This window comes from Collinsella sp. CLA-ER-H7 (assembly GCF_040092345.1).
Lineage (GTDB): Bacteria > Actinomycetota > Coriobacteriia > Coriobacteriales > Coriobacteriaceae > Collinsella.
The window spans coordinates 1-19,560 of sequence record NZ_JBBNLT010000014.1 but is presented as its reverse complement, the minus strand read 5'-3'; the positions used below and the strand labels follow the sequence as shown (position 1 = coordinate 19,560).

Below are 19,560 nucleotides of genomic sequence, written 5' to 3'. Positions count from 1 at the left end.
CTGCCTTTCAACTTCGGCGGCATGACCAGAAGGTCAATGCCGCCTCGTTTCAAGGCACCTTGCTCGCTCTGGCGGGCTTTCGCTGTCCGCGCCAAAACATCGGCGTTGCCATGGCCCAGATGCGGCACTTGGGGACGTTCCTTTTGTGCCGGCACTTGGGGACGTTCCTTGCAGCAATCTGTCGATTGAACGTCGTTGTGTGTTCACGCTATCATGTAAGTTTAAAATTGGTTAGCCATGGCAAACGGTTAGCCATGGTGAACATAAATACAACGCCCTGCGGGCGCCGGGGGAGGAACACGGACGTGAAGCTCGATACACTCGAGATTGGAAAGGACGCCGTTGTCGCATCGGTGGCATCGGACGATCAGGCACTCCGACAGCATATTTTGGACATGGGCCTAACGCCGGGCACCGAAGTCACCATGATGAAGTACGCCCCCATGGGCGATCCGCTCGAGATCCGCCTGCGTGGCTACGAGTTGACACTGCGTAAGGACGATGCCGCTCGCATCGAGCTCGTGGGTATTCACGACACCGATACAGGTCCGCGCGCTAACGCCGCAATCGGCACGACGGAGCATCCGGCCCTGGGCGAGGGGACGTATTCGCCCCGTGCGGCAAAGACGGCCGTGCCCGAGGGCGCGCCGCTGCACTTTGCCCTCGCCGGCAACCAAAACTGCGGCAAGACCACGTTATTCAACCAGCTGACGGGCTCCAACCAGCACGTCGGTAACTTTCCCGGCGTGACGGTCGACCGCAAAGATGGCACCATCCGTAACCATCCCGAGGCGAGCGTTACCGACCTGCCCGGCATTTACTCCCTGTCGCCGTACACAGGCGAGGAGGTCGTGAGCCGTCAGTTCATCCTCGACGAGCGTCCGGACGCCATCATCGACATCATTGACGCCACCAACATCGAGCGTAACCTGTACCTGACACTGCAGCTCATGGAGCTTGACCGTCCTATGGTCATCGCGCTCAACATGATGGACGAGGTGACCGCCAACGGCGGCGCCGTAGACGTCAACTTGCTCGAGAGCCTGTTGGGCGTGCCCGTTGTCCCCATTAGCGCTGCCCGCAACGAGGGCATCGGCGAGCTGGTGGACCACGCCCTGCACGTGGCGCGGTTCCGCGAGCGCCCTGGTCGCCTGGACTTTTGCGCGCCCGACGGTCCGGACGGCGGTGCGCTGCATCGCTGCATCCACGGTATTGCTAACCTGATCGAGGACCATGCCGTGACGGCGCACATCCCGGTGCGCTTTGCGGCGACCAAGCTGGTCGAGGGCGATGAGCTGGTAACCGAGGCGCTTCACCTGGATCGCAATGAGCTCGACGCTATCGAGCACATCATCACCCAGATGGAGGGCGAGGCCGGCACCGACCGCCTATCTGCGCTGGCCGATATGCGTTTTAGCTTTATCGGCGACGTGTGCGGGCGTTGCGTCGTCAAGCCGCACGAGAGCCGCGAGCACGTGCGCTCCGTCAAGATTGACCGCATCCTGACAGGTCGTTACACAGCCATTCCGGCGTTTCTGGTGATCATGGGCCTCGTCTTTTGGCTGACGTTTGGCGTGATCGGCGCGGCGTTGCAGGGACTCATGGAGGACGGTATCGCTGCCATCATCGCCTCGGCCGATGCGGGCCTCAAGGCGTTCGGTACCAACGACGTGGTGCGCTCGCTGGCTGTCGACGGCGTGCTTACGGGCGTGGGCAGTGTGCTGACCTTCCTGCCGATTATCGTCGTGCTCTTTTTGTTCCTCTCCATTCTGGAAGACTCCGGATACATGGCGCGCGTGGCCTTTGTCATGGATAAGGTGTTGCGTCGCTTTGGCCTGTCGGGCCGCAGTTTCGTGCCCATGCTCGTCGGTTTTGGCTGCACCGTGCCGGCTATCATGTCGACCCGTACGCTCCCATCCGAGCACGACCGCAAGATGACGGTCATGCTCACGCCGTTTATGAGCTGCTCAGCCAAGCTGCCGGTTTACGGCTTGCTGTGCGGGGCGTTTTTCCCGCAGGCGACGGTTCCCGCCATGGTCTCGCTCTATCTGATCGGTATCGTGGTCGGCTGCGTCGCGGCTTTGGTGCTCAACCGCACGGCATTTAAGGGCGACCCGGTGCCGTTTATCATGGAGCTCCCCAATTACCGCCTGCCGAGCGTCAAGACGACGGTGATGCTGGCATGGGATAAGGCCAAGGACTTCATCACCAAGGCCTTTACCATTATCTTTGCCGCGACCGTGGTCATCTGGTTCCTTCAGACGTTCGACATCCGCTTTAACGTGGTCGCCGACCAGTCGCAAAGCCTGCTTGCCGGTCTGGGTAGCATCATCGCGCCGGTGTTGGCCCCGCTCGGCTTTGGCGACTGGCGCGCCTCGACGGCGCTCGTCACGGGGCTCATTGCCAAGGAGAGCGTCATCTCGACGCTCACGGTGCTTTTGGGCGCAACGTCGCCCGCGGCGCTGTCGACCATGTTTTCGCCGTTTACCGCCTACGTGTTCTTGGTCTTTACGTTGCTGTACCCGCCTTGTGTGGCGGCAATCGGCGCCGTCAAGAGCGAGTTGGGCGCGCGCTATGCCGTGGCCGTATTCGCGTTTCAGGTCGCCGTTGCCTGGATCGTGGCGTTTGTCGTGCATTCGGCGGGCATATTGCTGGGGTTGGCTTAGTTATGAATTGACGGCGCAACCTCTGTGTATCGAATTGTTTTCGGCCCCGCATCTGTACTGACGGATGCGGGGCCGTTGCTATATAATCGCCTCCGCTCAAAACGATTGGAGACGTTATATATGACTCAGACAAGGCAAGACGGCATCACGCTCAAGCAGTGGCTCCCACTCGTCGGGCTCACCTGCTGTGCGTTCGTGTTCAACACGTCGGAGTTTATGCCCATCGGCCTGCTGACCGACATCGCCGCATCGTTTTCGCTCACCGAGGCCCAAGCTGGCATCATGATCTCGGTCTATGCCTGGGGCGTCATGCTGCTGTCGTTGCCACTCATGGTGTTTGCCTCGCGTTTTGAGTTCAAGCGGATGCTGCTGGGCGTGCTTGCCGTGTTCTCGCTGGGCCAGTTCCTGTCCGCCGTGGCGCCCACCTATCTCATCCTGGTCTGCGCACGCCTGGTGGTTGCCTGCGCGCATGCCGTGTTCTGGTCGGTCGCCTCGATCATGGCGTCGCGTCTGGTTGACACGCGCCATGGGGCGCTCGCCATCAGCATGATCGCTACGGGCTCGTCCATCGCGCAGATCTTTGGCCTGCCTCTCGGTCGCGCCATTGGCCTGGCCGTGGGCTGGCGTATGACGTTTGCCGTGGTCGGAGCGCTGTCTGCTGTCGCGGTCGTCTACCAGGCCACGGTGTTTCCTGCCATGCCAGCGGGCGAGCGTTTTACGTTCAAACAGCTGCCCGAGCTGCTCAAGAACCCGCTCCTCATCGCGCTCTACGCAGTCACGGTCTTCATGGCGACCGGCTATTACGCAAGCTACAGCTATATCGAGCCCTTCCTGGCGCAGGTCGCGCACGTCGATGCGGGCGCCATTACCATGACGCTGACGGCGTTTGGCTGCTCTGGTTTGCTCGGAAGCTGGCTGTTTGGCCGCCTGTTCGATGGGCATCGCTTCCCGTTCTTGGCTATCACGCTCTCCGGCGTGCCGGTGGCCCTGCTGCTCATGGGGCCAGCCGCATCGTCGCTCGTGACAGTGCTTGCCGTCTGCGCACTGTGGGGTTGCTGCGCCACGGCCTTTAACGTGGCGTTTCAGGCCGAGCTCATCAAGCACACGCCGGCAGATTCGTCGGCCGTCGCCATGTCGATCTTCTCGGGCCTGTTCAACCTGGGGATCGGCACCGGTACGGCGATCGGCGGCGCCGTGGTTTCGGGTCCCGGTATCGCTTGGATCGGCTTCGCGGGCGGTGCGATCGCCGTCGTGGGCGTCATCCTCGCTATCACGGTAATGTTCCCGGCCATCCGCCGCGCCAAGCCCGTCGCCTAATCACGTTCCCTCATCAGTTGCGGTGGAATAGTTCCTGTTTAAGGCTTCTGAAGGCCCAGACAGGAACTATTCCACCGCAACTTATTTTGGGGGAGAGGATACAAGCTGGGCATACAATGGATGTCGTTGTGTTGAGCTTACCGGGAGGCTGTTATGTGGGCATACGAGACGACGTTCTATCAGATCTATCCGCTGGGCTTTTGCGGGGCTCCGCGCGAAAACGCCGCGCCCGTTGCCGAGGGTGAGCTCGCCCAGGCTGCCAACGCCGCGCCCAACCCCGATGCTCCTATCATGAAGGTCGCCCAATGGGCCGACTACATGCAGGAACTCGGCGTTGGCGCTGTGCTCATCAACCCACCGCTCGAATCTGATAGCCACGGCTACGATACACGCAGCCTGCGCCATATCGACCGTCGCCTGGGTGGGGACGCCGACTTTGCCGCCGTATGCGACACGCTGCATGCCCATGGCATCCGCGTGGTGCTCGATGCCGTCTTCAACCACGTCGGCCGCGGTTTTTGGGCCTTCCGCGATGTGCAGGAGCGCAAGTGGGACTCGCCGTACAAGGACTGGTTCCACATTAGCTTTGACGGCGATTCCTGCTATGGCGATGGCTTTTGGTACGAGGGCTGGGAAGGCCATTTTGAGCTTGTGAAGCTCAACCTGCAAAATCCCGCTGTGGTCGATTACCTGCTAGAGTCCGTGCGCCGCTGGGCCGAGGTCTTTGGCGTCGACGGCCTGCGCCTGGACGTTGCCTATATGCTCGACCGCGACTTTATGCGCCGCCTGCACGCCTTTACCCGTGAGCTCAAGCCCGACTTTGTGCTGATCGGCGAGACGCTCCACGGCGACTACAACCAAATCGTCAACGACGAGATGCTCGACTCCTGCACCAACTACGAGTGCTACAAGGGCCTGTACTCCAGCTTTAACTCGGTCAACATGTTCGAGATCGCCCATTCGCTGCACCGCCAGTTTGGCGGCGATCCGTGGTGCATCTACCGCGGCAAACATCTGCTGTCGTTTGTCGACAACCACGATGTGCCGCGCCTGGCAAGTATCCTCACCGACAAGTCGTGTCTGCGTCCCGCCTACGGCATGCTCTTTGGCATGCCGGGCATCCCGTGCGTCTACTATGGCAGCGAGTGGGGAATTGCCGGCGAAAAGGGTGGCCCCGATGGCGACTGGGCGCTGCGACCTGCGCTCAATGAGCCTGCGCCCAACGAGCTGACGGCGTTCATCACGCAGCTTGCGCACCTTCGCTCGGCCGACGACGCGGCTGCCCGTGCTCTCAACTACGGTGCCTATCGCAACGTGGTGATCCAGAACAAGCAGCTGCTGTTCGAGCGCGCCTGTGACGGCGCGACGGTACTCGTGGCGGTGAATGCCGTGGGTGAGCCTTACACCTTTGGCGCCGGCGAGCTCAACGGGTCCTTCGTCGACCTGCTTGCCGACGATGCGCCCACGGTCGAGCTGACGGGTGCCCTTGAGCTTGCACCCTACGAGGTGCGCTATCTGTTGAGAGCCTAGCCCATGGCCGTATCTGACGAGGACTATCAACATATTGAGGATGGGTTTGAGCCCGTGTTTGACGAGCACTCGCGCGTTTTGGTGCTCGGGTCGTTTCCCTCGGTGCTTTCGCGCGCCAATGCCTTTTATTACGGCAACCCTCAGAATCGCTTTTGGCGTGTGATGGCCACGTGCCTCGGTATGCCTGTGCCGCCCAACGAGGGCGATCCTTTGGCAAGCGGTGAGCCCGCGACGCTCGATGCCTCCATTGCCGCCAAGCGGGCCATGCTGCTGAACGGCGGCGTGGCCCTGTGGGATGTGGTCGAGAGCTGCGACATTAAGGGCTCGAGCGACGCGAGCATCCGCAACGTTGTGCCGGCACATATCGAGCGCATTACCGATGCCGCGTCGATCGAGGTCGTTGTCTGTAACGGCGGTACGGCAGGGCGACTCTACAAACGCTACTTGCAAGATCGGACGGGGTTGCCCGCCGTCGTCCTGCCCTCGACAAGTCCTGCCAATGCCGCCTGGCGCCTGGAGCGGCTTGTTGAGCGGTGGAGCGGCGCCGCTGATTGGCAGGCTTTTTCGATTTAGCAGTTTGAGTGCTCGGCAAGATGCCTCATAACGGCGTGCCAGATCGGTGTGGGCAGTGCAGACGTGGCGCGCACCATGCCGTCGGTGTCGACGCCACCCGTTGCGGCACCACCGAGCTTTTGCGCGTGTTCGACGGAACATCCCATGCGAACGGCGCCCACGAGCTTGTCCATGGCCTCAGAAAACGGTCGCCGCAAGAGTCCCATGCGCGGAGAGCGACGAAGCGCCGCAATGCCGCTGCCGGCGCAGATGGCAACGCCGCCACACCACAATTGGCCATGGCGCTCACATGCCTTGTGCAGGCGAACGGCGGTCCCACGCGCCTGCTCAGTGCCCTCTTGTGCGGCTCGAATCGCGACATAGACGCGCGTTCCCGTACCGCCAAAGCGCTCAAGCGCCTGCTCGATGGCTGTCAACGTCTCATCGTCAGCCACATCTTCAATGGCCAGCACGATGCCATCGGCAACGCTGCCGGCGTCATTTGCCTTCAAGTCGACCGGGCGGGGGAGTGCGGTGCCGGAAAGTTGAGCATAGGCGGCGATGGCATCCTGCAGGTCCCAGAGCAAAAAATCAAGATCGGCGCTATTGGGAATACTGATATACGCAACGGTGTGCAGTGTTTTTGGTACGTCGCCGCGCGCGGTCGTCTCCATGCCATCTCCTTTCCGGCTCGTTTCCGTTTAGGTTACACCGTCTGGTGGCGCCCCGCCGCGCTATCCTAGTGCAACCCTTACGAAAGGAACGCCATGCGTCTGCCCATGAATACCTCGCTTGCCACGCTTAAGCCCTCCGGTATCCGCCGGATCAACGCACTCGCCGCCCAGCACCCGGGGTGCATCGCGCTTGCGCTTGGCGAGCCCGATTTTCCCACGCCCGATGTGATTAGCGCCGAGGTGACCGCCGCACTGGACCGCGGTGACACGCACTATCCGCCCAACAACGGTCGCCCCGCCCTGCGTGATGCACTGTCCAAATATATGGATGACGCGGGCCTGGCGTTTTCCGCCGATGAGGTCATCCTGACCGACGGTGCGACCGAGGCACTGTCGGCAACATTCATGGCTATGCTCAACCCCGGCGACGAGGTCATTATCCCCACGCCGGCCTTTGGCCTGTACGAAAGCATCGTCGTGGCCAACCACGCCAAAGCAGTCTATTTGGATGCGGAGCCTGCGCAATTTCAGATTGACGAGGATGCGCTTCGTGCTTGCGTGACGCCGGCGACCAAGGCCATCGTCATCTGCACGCCCAACAATCCTACGGGCTGCATCCTCGACGCGGCATCGCTCGACGCCGTGGCGCGCGTGGCAGAGCAGGCGGGCATCTACGTGGTCTGCGACGACGTATACAACCGCCTGGTTTATGTGGATGGCTACGAGCGCTTTGCCCAGCGTCACCCGGAGCTGCGTGAACAGACGGTCATCATCGAGAGCTTCTCCAAGCCCTGGTCCATGACCGGCTGGCGCCTGGGCTGGCTCGCGGCAGCGGCACCCGTCATCGCCGAGATCGCCAAGGCTCACCAATACTTAGTATCGAGTGCCGTCTCCTTCGAAATGGACGCCGCAGCCCGAGCCCTGACCGTCGACCCAACCCCCATGCTCAAAGTCTACCGAGCCCGCCGCGAACGCGTACTCGCAGCCTTAGACGCCATGGGCCTCGACGTAGTAGAGCCCGCAGGAGCCTTCTACACTTTCCCGAGCATCAAAAAGTTCGGCCTAACCAGCGAAGACTTCTGCATCAAAGCCATCAAAGAGGCGAACGTAGCCCTAGTTCCCGGAAACTGCTTCGGCACCGAAGGCCACGTCCGCCTTAGCTATTGCGTCTCCGACAAAGACCTAGACGAAGGCCTCCACCGCCTGTCCATCTTCGTTTCAAACCTATAGCCACCAGGGACGCAACACATCAGCCCACCGACTTAAGGATTATGAGTGGGGGCGCCGGCCAACGGGAAACCGGGCTGCCCCAAAGTCACCGCAGGCCGCGCCGCCGAAGGCCAGGCGCAAGGTTTCCGTAGATTCCGCACGAGCCGGAAAGCACTTAATGTGCTTTCCGAGCGAGCCCAGGACCTGACCGAGCGGAAACCTTGCGCCTGGCCTTCGGCGGCGCGGCCGGATGGTGGAATTGTGTGCAGCCCGGTTTTCCGTTGACCGACGCCGGGGTCCCCGCCATAATACTTTCGGTTCACGCACGAATCCGCTGCCAGAGACAGCCGGTGCAAACGGGCATCGCCCGCGAGCTTAATGGGATATCCCGCCAGCCGAGGTGGTCGAGTAGATATGTCTTCTCGCCCCCGTCGCTCATGCAGCGCGGGGGCTTTCTTTTTGGACATGCCCCCGTCACGTCCTTGTGGCGGACCGTGCCCGGAAAGAATTCGAGGAGGTGTAATTCATGCCCCAGCAGTACAAAATCGACAAGGTTGCAGAGATCGAGTCCCGTATCGCCGAGAACGCCGGTCTGTTCGTCGTCAACTACAACGGTCTGACGGTTAAGCAGGCTCAGGAGCTGCGTCATCAGCTTCGCGAGTGCGGCGCCGAGATGAAGGTCTACAAGAACAACCTGGTCAAGATCGCTCTCAAGAACCAGGAGCAGCCCGAGCTCGACGAGATCCTCGCCGGCCCCGTCGCTTATGTGTTCTACGAGTCCGAGCCGGTCGAGGCCGCTAAGGCCCTTAAGGACTTCTCCGCTCAGTCCAAGGGCGTCCTTGAGATCAAGGGCGGTATCTCCGACGGCAAGGCCGTTTCCGCTGATGATGTTAAGGCTATCGCCGAGCTGCCCACCAAGGATCAGCTTCTCGGCCAGATTGCCGGTCTCATCTCCGGTTTCGCTCGCGACATCGCTGTCTGCGTCAACGGCGTTTCCTCTGGTCTCGCTCGTTCGATCCAGCAGGTCTCCGAGCAGAAGGCAGCCTAGTTGCTGTTTTCACCCGCGGCGGCAACGCCGCACCCCTGGCGCATTCGCGTCGTGTTTTAACTGATCTCCGTGCATCCGCACGGAAACCGAAAGGACTTAGAAATGGCTAAGCTTACCACCGATGAGATCATCGATGCTCTTAAGGAAATGACCCTTCTCGAGGCTTCCGAGCTCGTCAAGGCTATCGAGGACACCTTCGGCGTTTCCGCCGCTGCTCCTGCCGCTGTTGTCGCCGCTCCCGCTGCTGGCGCTGCTGAGGCCGAGGAGAAGACCGAGTTTGACGTCGTGCTCGAGGGCTTCGGCGACAACAAGATCCAGGTCATCAAGGCCGTCCGTGAGCTCACCAACCTTGGCCTGAAGGAGGCCAAGGAGGTCGTCGAGGGCGCTCCCAAGGCTGTTCTCGAGGGTGCCAAGAAGGAGGACGCCGAGGCTGCCAAGGAGAAGCTCGAGGCTGCTGGCGCTGCTGTCACCCTCAAGTAATCAGGCTTTCTCGCCAGATTTCTTTGCAGACGGGGTTCGCATTGCGAGTCCCGTCTTTTTTGTTTTTCGGTCCCTCGACATCGGTAGCTCAAACTGCCATGTTCTGTGATTTGCGTCGTATCGGGCGCCCTGCCGTTGGGCAATAAAATTGCACCATTCGAGCAATAATTTGCGTTGACCTGCTGAAGAATTGTCTCTGCCTTGTAGCGACATATAGTTCCAGCGGTAAGATGCTTAGGTATCGCAATTTGGTCTGCGGCTGTGTGCCGCACGCATGGGGCGCTTTTGCGCCTGCGAAAGGATCTTTGAATAACATGAAGGCAATCATCCCCGCCGCCGGTCTTGGCACGCGTTTTCTGCCTGGCACCAAGTGCACGCCCAAAGAGATGCTGCCGGTGCTCGACAAGCCCGTCATTCAGTACGTTGTCGAGGAGGCGCTCGACCCCGAGGAAGTCGACGACGCCATCATCGTTACTTCTCCCGGTAAGCCCGAGCTGCTGAACTACTTCCAGCCCGATCGCTCGCTCGAGAACCTGCTGCGCGAGCGCGGCAAGAACGCCTATGCCGATGCCGTCGCCCACGCTGGCGGTATGCCGGTCGACTTCCGTTATCAGTACGAGCCCAAGGGCCTCGGCCATGCTATCCGCTCTGCTGCCGACGCCGTGGCAGGGGAGAACTTCCTGGTTCTTCTGGGCGACTACGTTGTGCCTAATCGCGACATCTGCGACAAGATGCTCGCCGTTTCCAAGGAGCACGGTGGAGCTTCGGTTATCGCCGTCGCTGCTTGCTCGCCCGAGGAAGTCAGCCGCTACGGCGTTATCGCCGGCGAGCGCGTCGGTTCGCTCGAGGGCGCCGAGGACGTTGCCGATGCAGAGCCGGGCGCTGTCTGGCGCATCGGCGGTCTGGTCGAGAAGCCCGCTCCCGAGGCGGCTCCGTCCAACCTGTACATTGTCGGCCGTTATCTGCTGAGCCCGCTGGTCATGGACCTGCTCGCTGATCAGCAGGCCGGCAAGGGCGGCGAGATTCAGCTCACCGACGCCATGGCCCGCTCGCTCGACCGCGAGGCTATGTACGCTGTCGTTATCGACCCGCTGTCGGGCTACGACACCGGCACTCCCTCTGGCTGGATGGCAACCAACGCCCTCATGGCCGCAAGCGATCCTCGCTTTGCCAGCGCCTTCTGGGACGCCATCGACGAGCGCGGCGGCTTGATGCGCAAATAAGCCTTCGGGCATCGACATTTACGGGTGCGGACTTCGGTCTGCGCCCGTTTTTATGCGCGCCACGGCTTGGCTCCGGAAAGTGCGTCCCACAATTTGACTGAATTCTGGGATGCGCTTTCCGGTTGGGGCCCCTAGCGGAAACTACGACCCAGAATATCGGCTCAGAACGGGATGCAGTTTCCCAGACAGGGCTCAACCGGAAACTGCGACCCAGTTTGAGGCCTCAAAACGGGACGTAGTTTCCGCCCGGCCAACCCTCGTCGCCATTCCGCCGTTCAGCGTCCCGCATCAACGGTCTCGTTCACAGAAAATATATGAACAGATGTTCGATACGCAGACATCTACCTGCGTGTTTTCTGTCGAAAAACTTTGCTACTCCAAAAACTCAATCGCGTCAAGGCTTTTCTTGCTCAACGGTCGGTACCTGATAAACTATTAGGTTGCGATAACTGGCGAAGCTATGCCTCGCCAACCCACCGAGCATTTCCGTGAAGGAGGAAAAACCTGGTGACCTACGCATACACTGCCACTGAGCGCAAGCGCGTCAGCTTCGGGAAAATCCCGGAGGCCATGGAGCTCCCCAACCTTATCTCTGTTCAAAGGGAATCCTTTGAGCGTTTTAAGGACGAGGGCCTTCGTGAGGCGTTCAAGGAATCCAGCCCCATCCAGAGCCAGAACCATGTTCTCGAGGTTACCTTCGGCGAGCATCAGTTCGGCGACCCCGCGCACACCGTCGAGGAGTGCCGCGAGAAGGACATGACCTATCAGGCCCCGCTTCTGACCGACGTCCGTCTCACCAACAAGGAGACCGGCGAGATCAAGGAGCAGCTCGTCTTTATGGGCGACTTCCCCATGATGACCGATCAGGGCACCTTCATCATCAACGGTACCGAGCGTATCGTCGTCTCGCAGCTCGTCCGTTCCCCGGGCGTGTACTACAGCTCCGAGATGGATTCGGGCAAGCAGATCTACAAGGCCCAGATCATCCCGTCCCGCGGTGCCTGGCTCGAGTTTGAGGTCGACAAGCGCGACCAGCTCATGGTCTCCATCGACCGTAAGCGTAAGCAGAGCGCCACGATGTTCCTGCGCGCCCTTGGCATTGCCGTCACCAACGACGACATCATCGAGCTGCTCGGCAACTCCGATGTGATCAAGCGCACCCTGGAGCGCGATACCGCCCTCACCCGCGAGGACGCCCTCATCGAGATCTACCGTCGCCTGCGCCCGGGCGAGCCTCCCACCGTGGACGCTTCCCGCAGCCTGCTCGAGGGCCTGCTCTTTAACCCGCAGCGCTACGATCTGGCCCGCGTCGGTCGTTACAAGGTCAACAAGAAGCTCAACCTCACCACCGAGGAAGAGGTCACGGTGCTCACCGACGAGGATATCGTCGCGACGCTGCGCTACCTGCTGTCCCTCGCTGCCGGCGAGCAGGGCTTCAAGGTCGACGACATCGACCACTTCGGCAACCGCCGCATCCGCACCGTCGGCGAGCTCGTCGCCAACCAGTTCCGTATCGGCATGAGCCGTATGGAGCGCGTCGTCCGTGAGCGCATGAGCTCCCAGGACATCGACGAGATCACCCCGCAGTCGCTCATCAACATCCGCCCGATCGTTGCCTCCATCAAGGAGTTCTTCGGTTCCTCGCAGCTCTCGCAGTTCATGGACCAGGCGAACCCCCTGACCGGTTTGACCCACAAGCGCCGTCTGTCCGCACTCGGCCCTGGCGGTCTTGCCGGCCACAAGTCCGGCTCCAGCCGCCGTACCAACGTGCCGACGGCCGTCCGCGACGTCCACAACTCGCACTACAGCCGCATGTGCCCGATCGAGACTCCCGAAGGCCCCAACATCGGCCTGATCGGCTCGCTCGCCCTCTACGCCCGCGTCAACGAGTACGGCTTCATCGAGGCTCCGTTCCGCCGCGTCGAAAACGGCGTTGCCACCGACCAGATCGACTGGATGACCGCTGACGAGGAAGAGAAGCACGTCATCGCGCCGGCCAACACGCCGCTCGATCCCAAGACCAACGAGTTCATCACGACCGATGCCGAGGGCAAGCTGGTCCGTCCGCACACCGTGATCGCCCGTACCCGCGACTTCGACGGCTCCTTCGGCGCTCCCGCCGACGTGCCTGTCGAGGACGTCGACTACATGGACGTCTCGCCGCGTCAGATGCTCTCCGTCGCAGCCACGCTGATCCCGTTCCTCGAGCACGACGACGCCAAGCGTACGCTGATGGGCGCTAACATGCAGCGTCAGGCCGTGCCGCTGGTTCACCCCGCCGCTCCCTATGTCGGTACCGGCATGGAGCGTCGCGCCGCTCTGGACTCTGGCGAGGTCACCCTGGCCAAGAACGCCGGCGAGGTCATCTTTGCCGACGCCGCCAAGATCATCGTCAAGCATGCCGGCGGCATGGACGAGTATCACCTGGCCAAGTACCAGCGCTCCAACCAGTCCACCTGCATCAACCACCGTCCGCTCGTGCGCGTCGGTGACACCGTTGAGCAGGGCGAGCCCCTGGCTGACGGTCCTTCGACCGATCATGGCGAGCTCGCACTGGGTCAGAACCTCACCGTGGCATACATGCCGTGGGAAGGCTTCAACTACGAGGACGGTATCGTCGTGTCCGAGCGCCTGGTGGCCGAGGACCTGCTGACGACCATCAACATCACCCGTCACGAGATCGACGCCCGCGACACCAAGCTCGGCCCCGAGGAGATCACCCGCGAGATCCCGAACCTCTCCGAGGACATGCTTGCCAACCTCGACGAGGACGGCATTATCCGCATCGGCGCCGAGGTCGGCCCTGGCGACATCCTGGTCGGCAAGGTCACGCCTAAGGGCGAGAGCGCTCTGACCGCCGAGGAGCGCCTGCTGCGCGCCATCTTCGGTGCCAAGGCCCACGACGTCCGCGACACCTCCCTTAAGATGCCTCACGGCGCTTACGGCCGCGTCATCGACGTCGTCCGCTTTAGCCGCGAGAACGGCGACGACCTGGCCCCCGGCGTCAACGAGCAGGTGCGCGTCTACGTCGCCCAGCGTCGTAAGATTCAGCAGGGCGATAAGATCGCCGGCCGCCACGGCAACAAGGGTGTTATCTGCAACGTTCTGCCGGTCGAGGACATGCCCTACATGGCTGACGGTACCCCGATCGACGTTATCCTCAACCCGCTGGGCGTTCCTTCGCGTATGAACGTTGGCCAGCTGCTCGAGTGCCACCTTGGCTGGGCTGCTGCCTGCGGTTGGGATACCGAGCAGGCCGACTCCGACAAGTACGTCCCCGGTCCGTTCTTCACCGCCACGCCCGTCTTCGACGGCGCCAAGGAGGACGAGATCGCCGAGGTCATTCGTCGTGCCAACAAGAACATGCTCAACAAGGCCACCGCTGCCTTTGGCAATCACATGCGTCCCGAGTTCGTCACCCAGCTTGACGAGCGCGGCAAGACCCGCCTGTTCGACGGCCGCACCGGCGAGGAGTTCCGCGAGCCCATTACCGTGGGTACGTCCTACATTCTCAAGCTCGGCCACATGGTCGACGACAAGATCCACGCCCGTTCGACTGGCCCTTACAGCCTGGTTACCCAGCAGCCTCTGGGCGGCAAGGCCCAGTTCGGCGGCCAGCGCTTCGGCGAGATGGAAGTTTGGGCACTGTACGCTTACGGTGCTTCCAACGTCCTGCAGGAGATCCTGACCGTCAAGTCCGACGATACCGTGGGCCGCGTCAAGACCTACGAGTCCATCGTCAAGGGCGAGAACGTCCCGGTTCCGGGTATCCCCGAGTCCTTCAAGGTTCTCGTCAAGGAGATTCGTTCGCTCGCACTGGACATCGAGCCCATGCACGATGCCGACGAGGACGCCTCCGCCCCTGTGACCGCCGAGGAGACCTCTGCTCTCGACGACCTGGCTGCGCTCGCCGGCGTTGACGCCGACGTCGAGGCCCAGGATGCCGAGACCGCCGAGGCACCCGAGGCTGTCGCCGCCACGACCACTGATAAGGAGTAGTTGACTGTGGCAGATTTCGAAGCTACTGATTTTGACTCGGTAAAGATCTCCCTTGCCTCCGCCGACCAGATCCGTTCCTGGTCGCACGGTGAGGTCAAGAAGCCGGAGACCATCAATTACCGTACCCTCAAGCCCGAGAAGGACGGCCTGTTCTGCGAGAAGATCTTCGGTCCCGCCAAGGACTGGGAGTGCTCCTGCGGCAAGTACAAGGGCATCCGCTTTAAGGGCATCGTCTGCGAGCGCTGCGGCGTCGAGGTCACCTCGGCCAAGGTGCGTCGCGACCGCATGGGTCACATCGAGCTCGCCGCTCCCGTGTCCCACATCTGGTACTTCAAGAGCCCCACGAGCTTCCCGATGAGCCGTATGCTCGACATCAAGTCCAAGGACCTCGAGAAGGTTCTGTACTTTGCCAGCTACATCATCACCGAGGTTGACTACGAGGCTCGCGAGGCCGACGCCGACGACCTGCGCGAGGAGCTCGCCGCCGATCTGGAAGAGATCGATGCCGAGTGCGCTCGCCAGATCGAGTCCCTCAAGGAGCAGGGCGACCCCGAGAACTTTGACGAGTTCTCCGACGAGGAGCCGCTGACCCCCGAGGAGATCGCCTCCGGCATCGTCGACATCGAGGAAGAGTGCAAGGACGAGAAGCAGCTCCGTACGGACGCCTTCAACGCCTTCATGAAGCTCACCGAGCGCGACCTCATTTCCGATGAGCCGCTGTTCCGTGAGATGACCCGTTACTACTCCATGTACTTCAAGGGTGGTATGGGTGCCGAGGCTGTCCGCGACCTGCTCGCTGCTATCGACCTCCCCTCCGAGGCCGAGAAGCTCAAGGCCATCATCGCCGACGAGGATTCCCAGAAGCAGAAGCGCGAGAAGGCCGTCAAGCGCCTTGAGGTCGTTGACGCCTTCCTGAAGGGCGGCAACAGCCCCGCGAACATGATCCTGGACGTCATCCCGGTCATTCCGCCCGATCTGCGCCCGATGGTCCAGCTCGATGGCGGCCGCTTCGCCGCGTCCGACCTCAACGACCTGTATCGTCGCGTGATCAACCGTAACAACCGACTCAAGCGCCTGCTCGACCTGGACGCCCCTGCGATTATCGTGAACAACGAGAAGCGCATGCTCCAGGAGTCCGTGGACGCCCTGTTCGACAACGGCCGTCGTGGTCGCCCGGTCTCTGGCCGTGGCGGTCGCCCGCTCAAGTCGCTCGCCGAGGCCCTCAAGGGCAAGCAGGGTCGTTTCCGTCAGAACCTGCTGGGTAAGCGTGTCGACTACTCCGGCCGTTCGGTTATCGTTACCGACCCCAAGCTGCTGCTGCACCAGTGCGGTCTGCCCAAGACCATGGCGCTGGAGCTCTTCAAGCCCTTCGTTATGAAGCGCCTGGTCGAGCTCGGCAAGGTCGAGAACATCAAGGGCGCCAAGCGCGCTATCGACCGCGGTGCCACCTTTGTGTGGGATATCCTCGAAGAGGTCATCGACGGCCGCGTCGTGCTGCTCAACCGTGCACCGACCCTGCACCGTCTGTCCATCCAGGCCTTTGAGCCGGTGCTGGTCGAGGGCAAGGCTATCCACCTGCACCCGCTGGTCTGCTCGCCCTTCAACGCCGACTTCGACGGCGACCAGATGTCTGTCCACGTGCCGCTGTCCAGCCAGGCTCAGGCCGAGGCCCGCGTGCTCATGCTCTCTGCGAACAACCTGCGCTCGCCGGCATCCGGCAAGCCGGTCAACATCCCTTCGCAGGACATGATCATCGGTGTGTACTACCTGACCCAGGTCCGCGAGGGTCTGCCGGGCGAGAACCACGTGTTCTCGAGCTTCGACGACGCGCTGCACGCCTATGACTGCCGCTCCGAGGTCGACATGCAGGCCAAGATCCAGGTCCGCGTGTCCGCTGCCGATGCCAACGTCATCAATGAGGACGGCACCCGTATCTTCCGCGTCAAGAACGGCAAGAACGAGTTTGTCGACTACGATGTCACCGGCAATAAGACCGCGCGCTTCGAGACCTCTATCGGCCGCATCATCTTCAACCGCCAGTGCCTGCCCGAAGACTACGAGTTCATGAACTACAAGATGGTCAAGGGCGATGTGGCCAAGCTGGTTGCGGACTGCTGTGATCGTTACCCCGAGGCCAAGGTCGGCCCGATCCTCGACGCCATCAAGTACTCCGGCTTCCACTACGCTACCCGCGCCGGCCTCACCATCTCGGTGTGGGACGCTCTCATCCCTGCCGAGAAGCAGGAGCTGCTCGACCGCGCCCAGGCCAACGTCGACCAGATCAACGAGTACTTCGAGGAGGGCTTCATCAACGAGACGGAGCGCCACATCGAAGTCGTTAACGAGTGGACCGCTTGTACCGACAAGGTCGCAGCGCTCATGCTCGACATGTTCGACGAGGAGAACCCACTGTACATGATGGCCGACTCCGGCGCCCGTGGTTCTAAGACCCAGCTGCGTCAGCTCGGCGGCATGCGTGGCCTGATGGCAGACATGTCCGGCGAGACGATCGACCTTCCCATTAAGGCGAACTTCCGCGAGGGCCTGCTGCCGCTCGAGTACTTCATTTCGACCTACGGCGCCCGTAAGGGCCTGGTCGATACCGCATCCCACACCTCGGACTCTGGTTACCTGACCCGTCGTCTGGTCGACGTGGCCCAGGACGTCATTGTCCGCGAGGAGGACTGCGGTACGCACGAGGGCGTTACCTACAACCTCATCATCCCCGGCACCACCGACCTCAACACCGACCTCGTCGGCCGTTGCTTCATTGAGGACGTCGTGGCTCCCGATGGCACCGTGCTCTTTGAGCAGGACGGCTACATCGAGAAGGTCGCCGACATCCAGAAGATGGTCGATGCGGGCCTCAAGAAGGTCAAGCTTCGCGCGCTGCTCACCTGCCGCTCCAAGTACGGCGTGTGCCAGAAGTGCTACGGCTGGGATCTTTCCACCCGTCGTCCGGTCGCCATCGGTACTGCCGTCGGCATTATTGCCGCCCAGTCCATCGGCGAGCCCGGTACGCAGCTTACGATGCGTACCATTCACTCCGGCGGCGTCGCTGGCGTCGACGATATTACGCAGGGTCTGCCTACGGTCAGCCGTATGTTCGATATCGTCGGCAACGTCAACGAGAAGATCCTGGGTCGCGAGGCCGAGCTGGCTCCGTACTCCGGCCACCTCTCGATTAAGCCCGAGAAGTCCGAGTACGTGCTGACGCTCACCGACTCCGAGGATCACACCCGTGTCCTCGACGAGCGTCGCGTCCCCGCTTCGGTGCGCTTTATGCCCGAGATCGAGGACGGCTGCGAGGTTCGCGCCGGCGACCAGATCACCAAGGGCTTCGTCAACTTCCGCAACTTGCGCAAGCTGACCGACATCGAGTCGACGATGCACACCTTCGTCGAGAGCGTTAAGGACGTCTACACCAGCCAGGGCGTCGACCTGAATGACAAGCACATCGAGGTGCTCGCACGTCAGATGCTGCGTCGCGTTCAGATCACCAACCCCGGCGACTCCAAGTACCTGCTTGGTCAGTACGTCGACCGCTACGAGTTCGCCGACGAGGTCGAGCGCGTTGCCCGTCTGGGCGGTCAGGCTCCCGTGGCCGAGCCCGTCATCCTGGGTACGCTCAAGGTCGCGTCCAACATCGACTCCTGGCTGTCGAGCGCTTCGTTCATCCGTACCGCCGGCGTCCTTACCGAGGCTGCCATTGAGGGCAAGGTCGACCACCTGCTCGACCTTAAGTCCAACGTCATTGTCGGTAAGAAGATCCCGGCTGGTACCGGTCTCAAGCCGTACGCCAACGCCAAGCTGACGTATCGCACGGCCGACGGCTACGTGGACATCGACGGCCCGGCTTCGCCCAACGCCAAGTCGCTGCCCGAGTGGGCTCCTGTGGAGCTCAAGGACCTGGACGAGCAGCTCCCGCAGCAGCTCGACTGGGCCGGCTACGACGAGTTCGGTGGTGCTGACGGCTCGTTCACCCGCAACGGCCACACCATCTCCGCCGAGAAGGCTCGTCTGTACCTGTTCGACGACCTGGGCGTGTCGCAGCGCTGGACCAACAAGTTCAGCGAGGTCGGCATCGAGACGGTTGGCGACCTGGTTGGCAAGTCCGAGGAGGATCTGCTGCGCATCGATGGCATCGGTGCCAAGGCGATCGAGGAGCTCCGTGACGGCCTGGAGGCCCACGATCTGCTCTACATCCTCGAGAACAACGACGACGTTGCCGACGAGGAAGACCTCTCGCAGCTGCTGCAGATGGTCTTTAGCCCCGACGGTCCGGACGATATCCTGCTGGGTACCTCCGCTCCGACGCATCACGCCGACGCCGACGAGGAGCTCCTGGGCGCCCCGATCGACGACAAGAAGGCTCCCGCCAACGGCGCGATCAACGAGGACATGGCTTCCCTCGACGAGCTGCTCAACCAGCTCGTGGACACTGACGACGCCGAAGAGGCCAAGGACAACGACGAGGAGTAATTTCCTAGTACGTTAACCTCCCTTCCAAAGACCCGTTTCCCAACAGGGGAGCGGGTCTTTTTTGGTGAGGAACGTTGCCCCGAAGAGCACGTCGGATTCCCGGGCCGGGCGGCACAGGGGTTAAGTTTGTCGCGAGTTCCGCACGAGCCGGAGGCCACTTAATGTGGCCTCCGTGCGAGCCAGGACTGTAGAGCAGCAAACTTAACCCCTGTGCCGCCCGGACCGGGAATCCGCCCACGCGCACAGAAGGGGATTCCTTTTAATATGAGCAGGACATTGTCAAGAGGCAAAATCGGGCCTGGCCCCAACGATATGGGGTCAGGCCCTCTCCCTATATCAGCCCGTCCGCGGCGACCTCGGCGTGTCTTACCGACGCTCGT

General features: G+C 61.9%; 11 protein-coding genes. 10 read left to right on the top strand and 1 reads right to left on the bottom strand.

Annotated features, from left to right (window positions below; all coding sequences use genetic code 11):
• The first annotated feature begins 254 nt into the window (after positions 1–254).
• From feoB to AAAX75_RS08520, 4 genes are all read left to right on the top strand, one after another.
• A complete protein-coding gene (gene feoB, locus AAAX75_RS08535) occupies positions 255–2,666 on the top strand; it encodes a ferrous iron transport protein B (RefSeq protein WP_196025767.1) in 2,412 nt (803 codons plus the stop codon).
• Positions 2,667–2,786: 120 nt separating this feature from the next.
• The gene (locus AAAX75_RS08530; RefSeq protein ID WP_349091880.1) at positions 2,787–3,983 is read left to right on the top strand and encodes an MFS transporter; all 1,197 of its coding nucleotides are present in this window, start codon (positions 2,787–2,789) and stop codon (positions 3,981–3,983) included.
• Positions 3,984–4,136: 153 nt separating this feature from the next.
• Positions 4,137–5,513 (top strand): alpha-amylase family glycosyl hydrolase, encoded by a 1,377-nt coding sequence (locus AAAX75_RS08525; RefSeq protein ID WP_349091879.1) that lies wholly within the window; start codon positions 4,137–4,139, stop codon positions 5,511–5,513.
• 3 nt (positions 5,514–5,516) lie between these two features.
• Positions 5,517–6,086, top strand: a complete 570-nt coding sequence (locus tag AAAX75_RS08520) for a uracil-DNA glycosylase family protein (RefSeq protein WP_349091878.1) — start codon at positions 5,517–5,519, stop codon at positions 6,084–6,086.
• Here the strand turns inward: AAAX75_RS08520 and AAAX75_RS08515 are convergent.
• On the bottom strand, positions 6,083–6,739 hold the full coding sequence (locus tag AAAX75_RS08515) for a hypothetical protein (RefSeq protein WP_349091877.1): 657 nt from the start codon (positions 6,737–6,739) through the stop codon (positions 6,083–6,085). The genes AAAX75_RS08520 and AAAX75_RS08515 overlap by 4 nt on opposite strands.
• 93 nt (positions 6,740–6,832) lie before the next feature.
• Between AAAX75_RS08515 and AAAX75_RS08510 the strand changes: the two genes are divergently transcribed.
• The 6 genes from AAAX75_RS08510 (at position 6,833) to AAAX75_RS08485 (ending at position 19,180) form a co-directional block, all read left to right on the top strand.
• Positions 6,833–7,969 (top strand): aminotransferase class I/II-fold pyridoxal phosphate-dependent enzyme, encoded by a 1,137-nt coding sequence (locus AAAX75_RS08510; protein ID WP_349091876.1) that lies wholly within the window; start codon positions 6,833–6,835, stop codon positions 7,967–7,969.
• Between the two features lie 505 nt (positions 7,970–8,474).
• Entirely contained in the window at positions 8,475–8,996 is a 522-nt protein-coding gene (rplJ, locus tag AAAX75_RS08505) for a 50S ribosomal protein L10 (protein WP_099432079.1), read from the top strand.
• 102 nt (positions 8,997–9,098) lie between these two features.
• The gene (gene rplL / locus AAAX75_RS08500; RefSeq protein WP_006235005.1) at positions 9,099–9,476 is read left to right on the top strand and encodes a 50S ribosomal protein L7/L12; all 378 of its coding nucleotides are present in this window, start codon (positions 9,099–9,101) and stop codon (positions 9,474–9,476) included.
• A gap of 314 nt (positions 9,477–9,790) precedes the next feature.
• Complete coding sequence (locus AAAX75_RS08495) at positions 9,791–10,699, top strand: UTP--glucose-1-phosphate uridylyltransferase (RefSeq protein WP_117745808.1); 909 nt, start codon at positions 9,791–9,793, stop codon at positions 10,697–10,699.
• Between the two features lie 507 nt (positions 10,700–11,206).
• A complete protein-coding gene (locus AAAX75_RS08490) occupies positions 11,207–14,698 on the top strand; it encodes a DNA-directed RNA polymerase subunit beta (protein WP_349091875.1) in 3,492 nt (1,163 codons plus the stop codon).
• Between the two features lie 6 nt (positions 14,699–14,704).
• Positions 14,705–19,180, top strand: coding sequence for a DNA-directed RNA polymerase subunit beta' (locus AAAX75_RS08485; RefSeq protein ID WP_193221402.1), 4,476 nt, complete (start codon positions 14,705–14,707; stop codon positions 19,178–19,180).
• The last annotated feature ends 380 nt before the right edge of the window (positions 19,181–19,560 follow it).

What these genes read in the sequence shown, in the direction of transcription:
- feoB (WP_196025767.1), top strand. Translation starts at nt 255, where the DNA reads ATGGTGAACATAAATACAACGCCCTGCGGGCGCCGGGGGAGGAACACG.
- AAAX75_RS08530 (WP_349091880.1), top strand. Translation starts at nt 2,787, where the DNA reads ATGACTCAGACAAGGCAAGACGGCATCACGCTCAAGCAGTGGCTCCCA.
- AAAX75_RS08525 (WP_349091879.1), top strand. Translation starts at nt 4,137, where the DNA reads ATGTGGGCATACGAGACGACGTTCTATCAGATCTATCCGCTGGGCTTT.
- AAAX75_RS08520 (WP_349091878.1), top strand. Translation starts at nt 5,517, where the DNA reads ATGGCCGTATCTGACGAGGACTATCAACATATTGAGGATGGGTTTGAG.
- AAAX75_RS08515 (WP_349091877.1), bottom strand. Translation starts at nt 6,739, where the DNA reads ATGGAGACGACCGCGCGCGGCGACGTACCAAAAACACTGCACACCGTT.
- AAAX75_RS08510 (WP_349091876.1), top strand. Translation starts at nt 6,833, where the DNA reads ATGCGTCTGCCCATGAATACCTCGCTTGCCACGCTTAAGCCCTCCGGT.
- rplJ (WP_099432079.1), top strand. Translation starts at nt 8,475, where the DNA reads ATGCCCCAGCAGTACAAAATCGACAAGGTTGCAGAGATCGAGTCCCGT.
- rplL (WP_006235005.1), top strand. Translation starts at nt 9,099, where the DNA reads ATGGCTAAGCTTACCACCGATGAGATCATCGATGCTCTTAAGGAAATG.
- AAAX75_RS08495 (WP_117745808.1), top strand. Translation starts at nt 9,791, where the DNA reads ATGAAGGCAATCATCCCCGCCGCCGGTCTTGGCACGCGTTTTCTGCCT.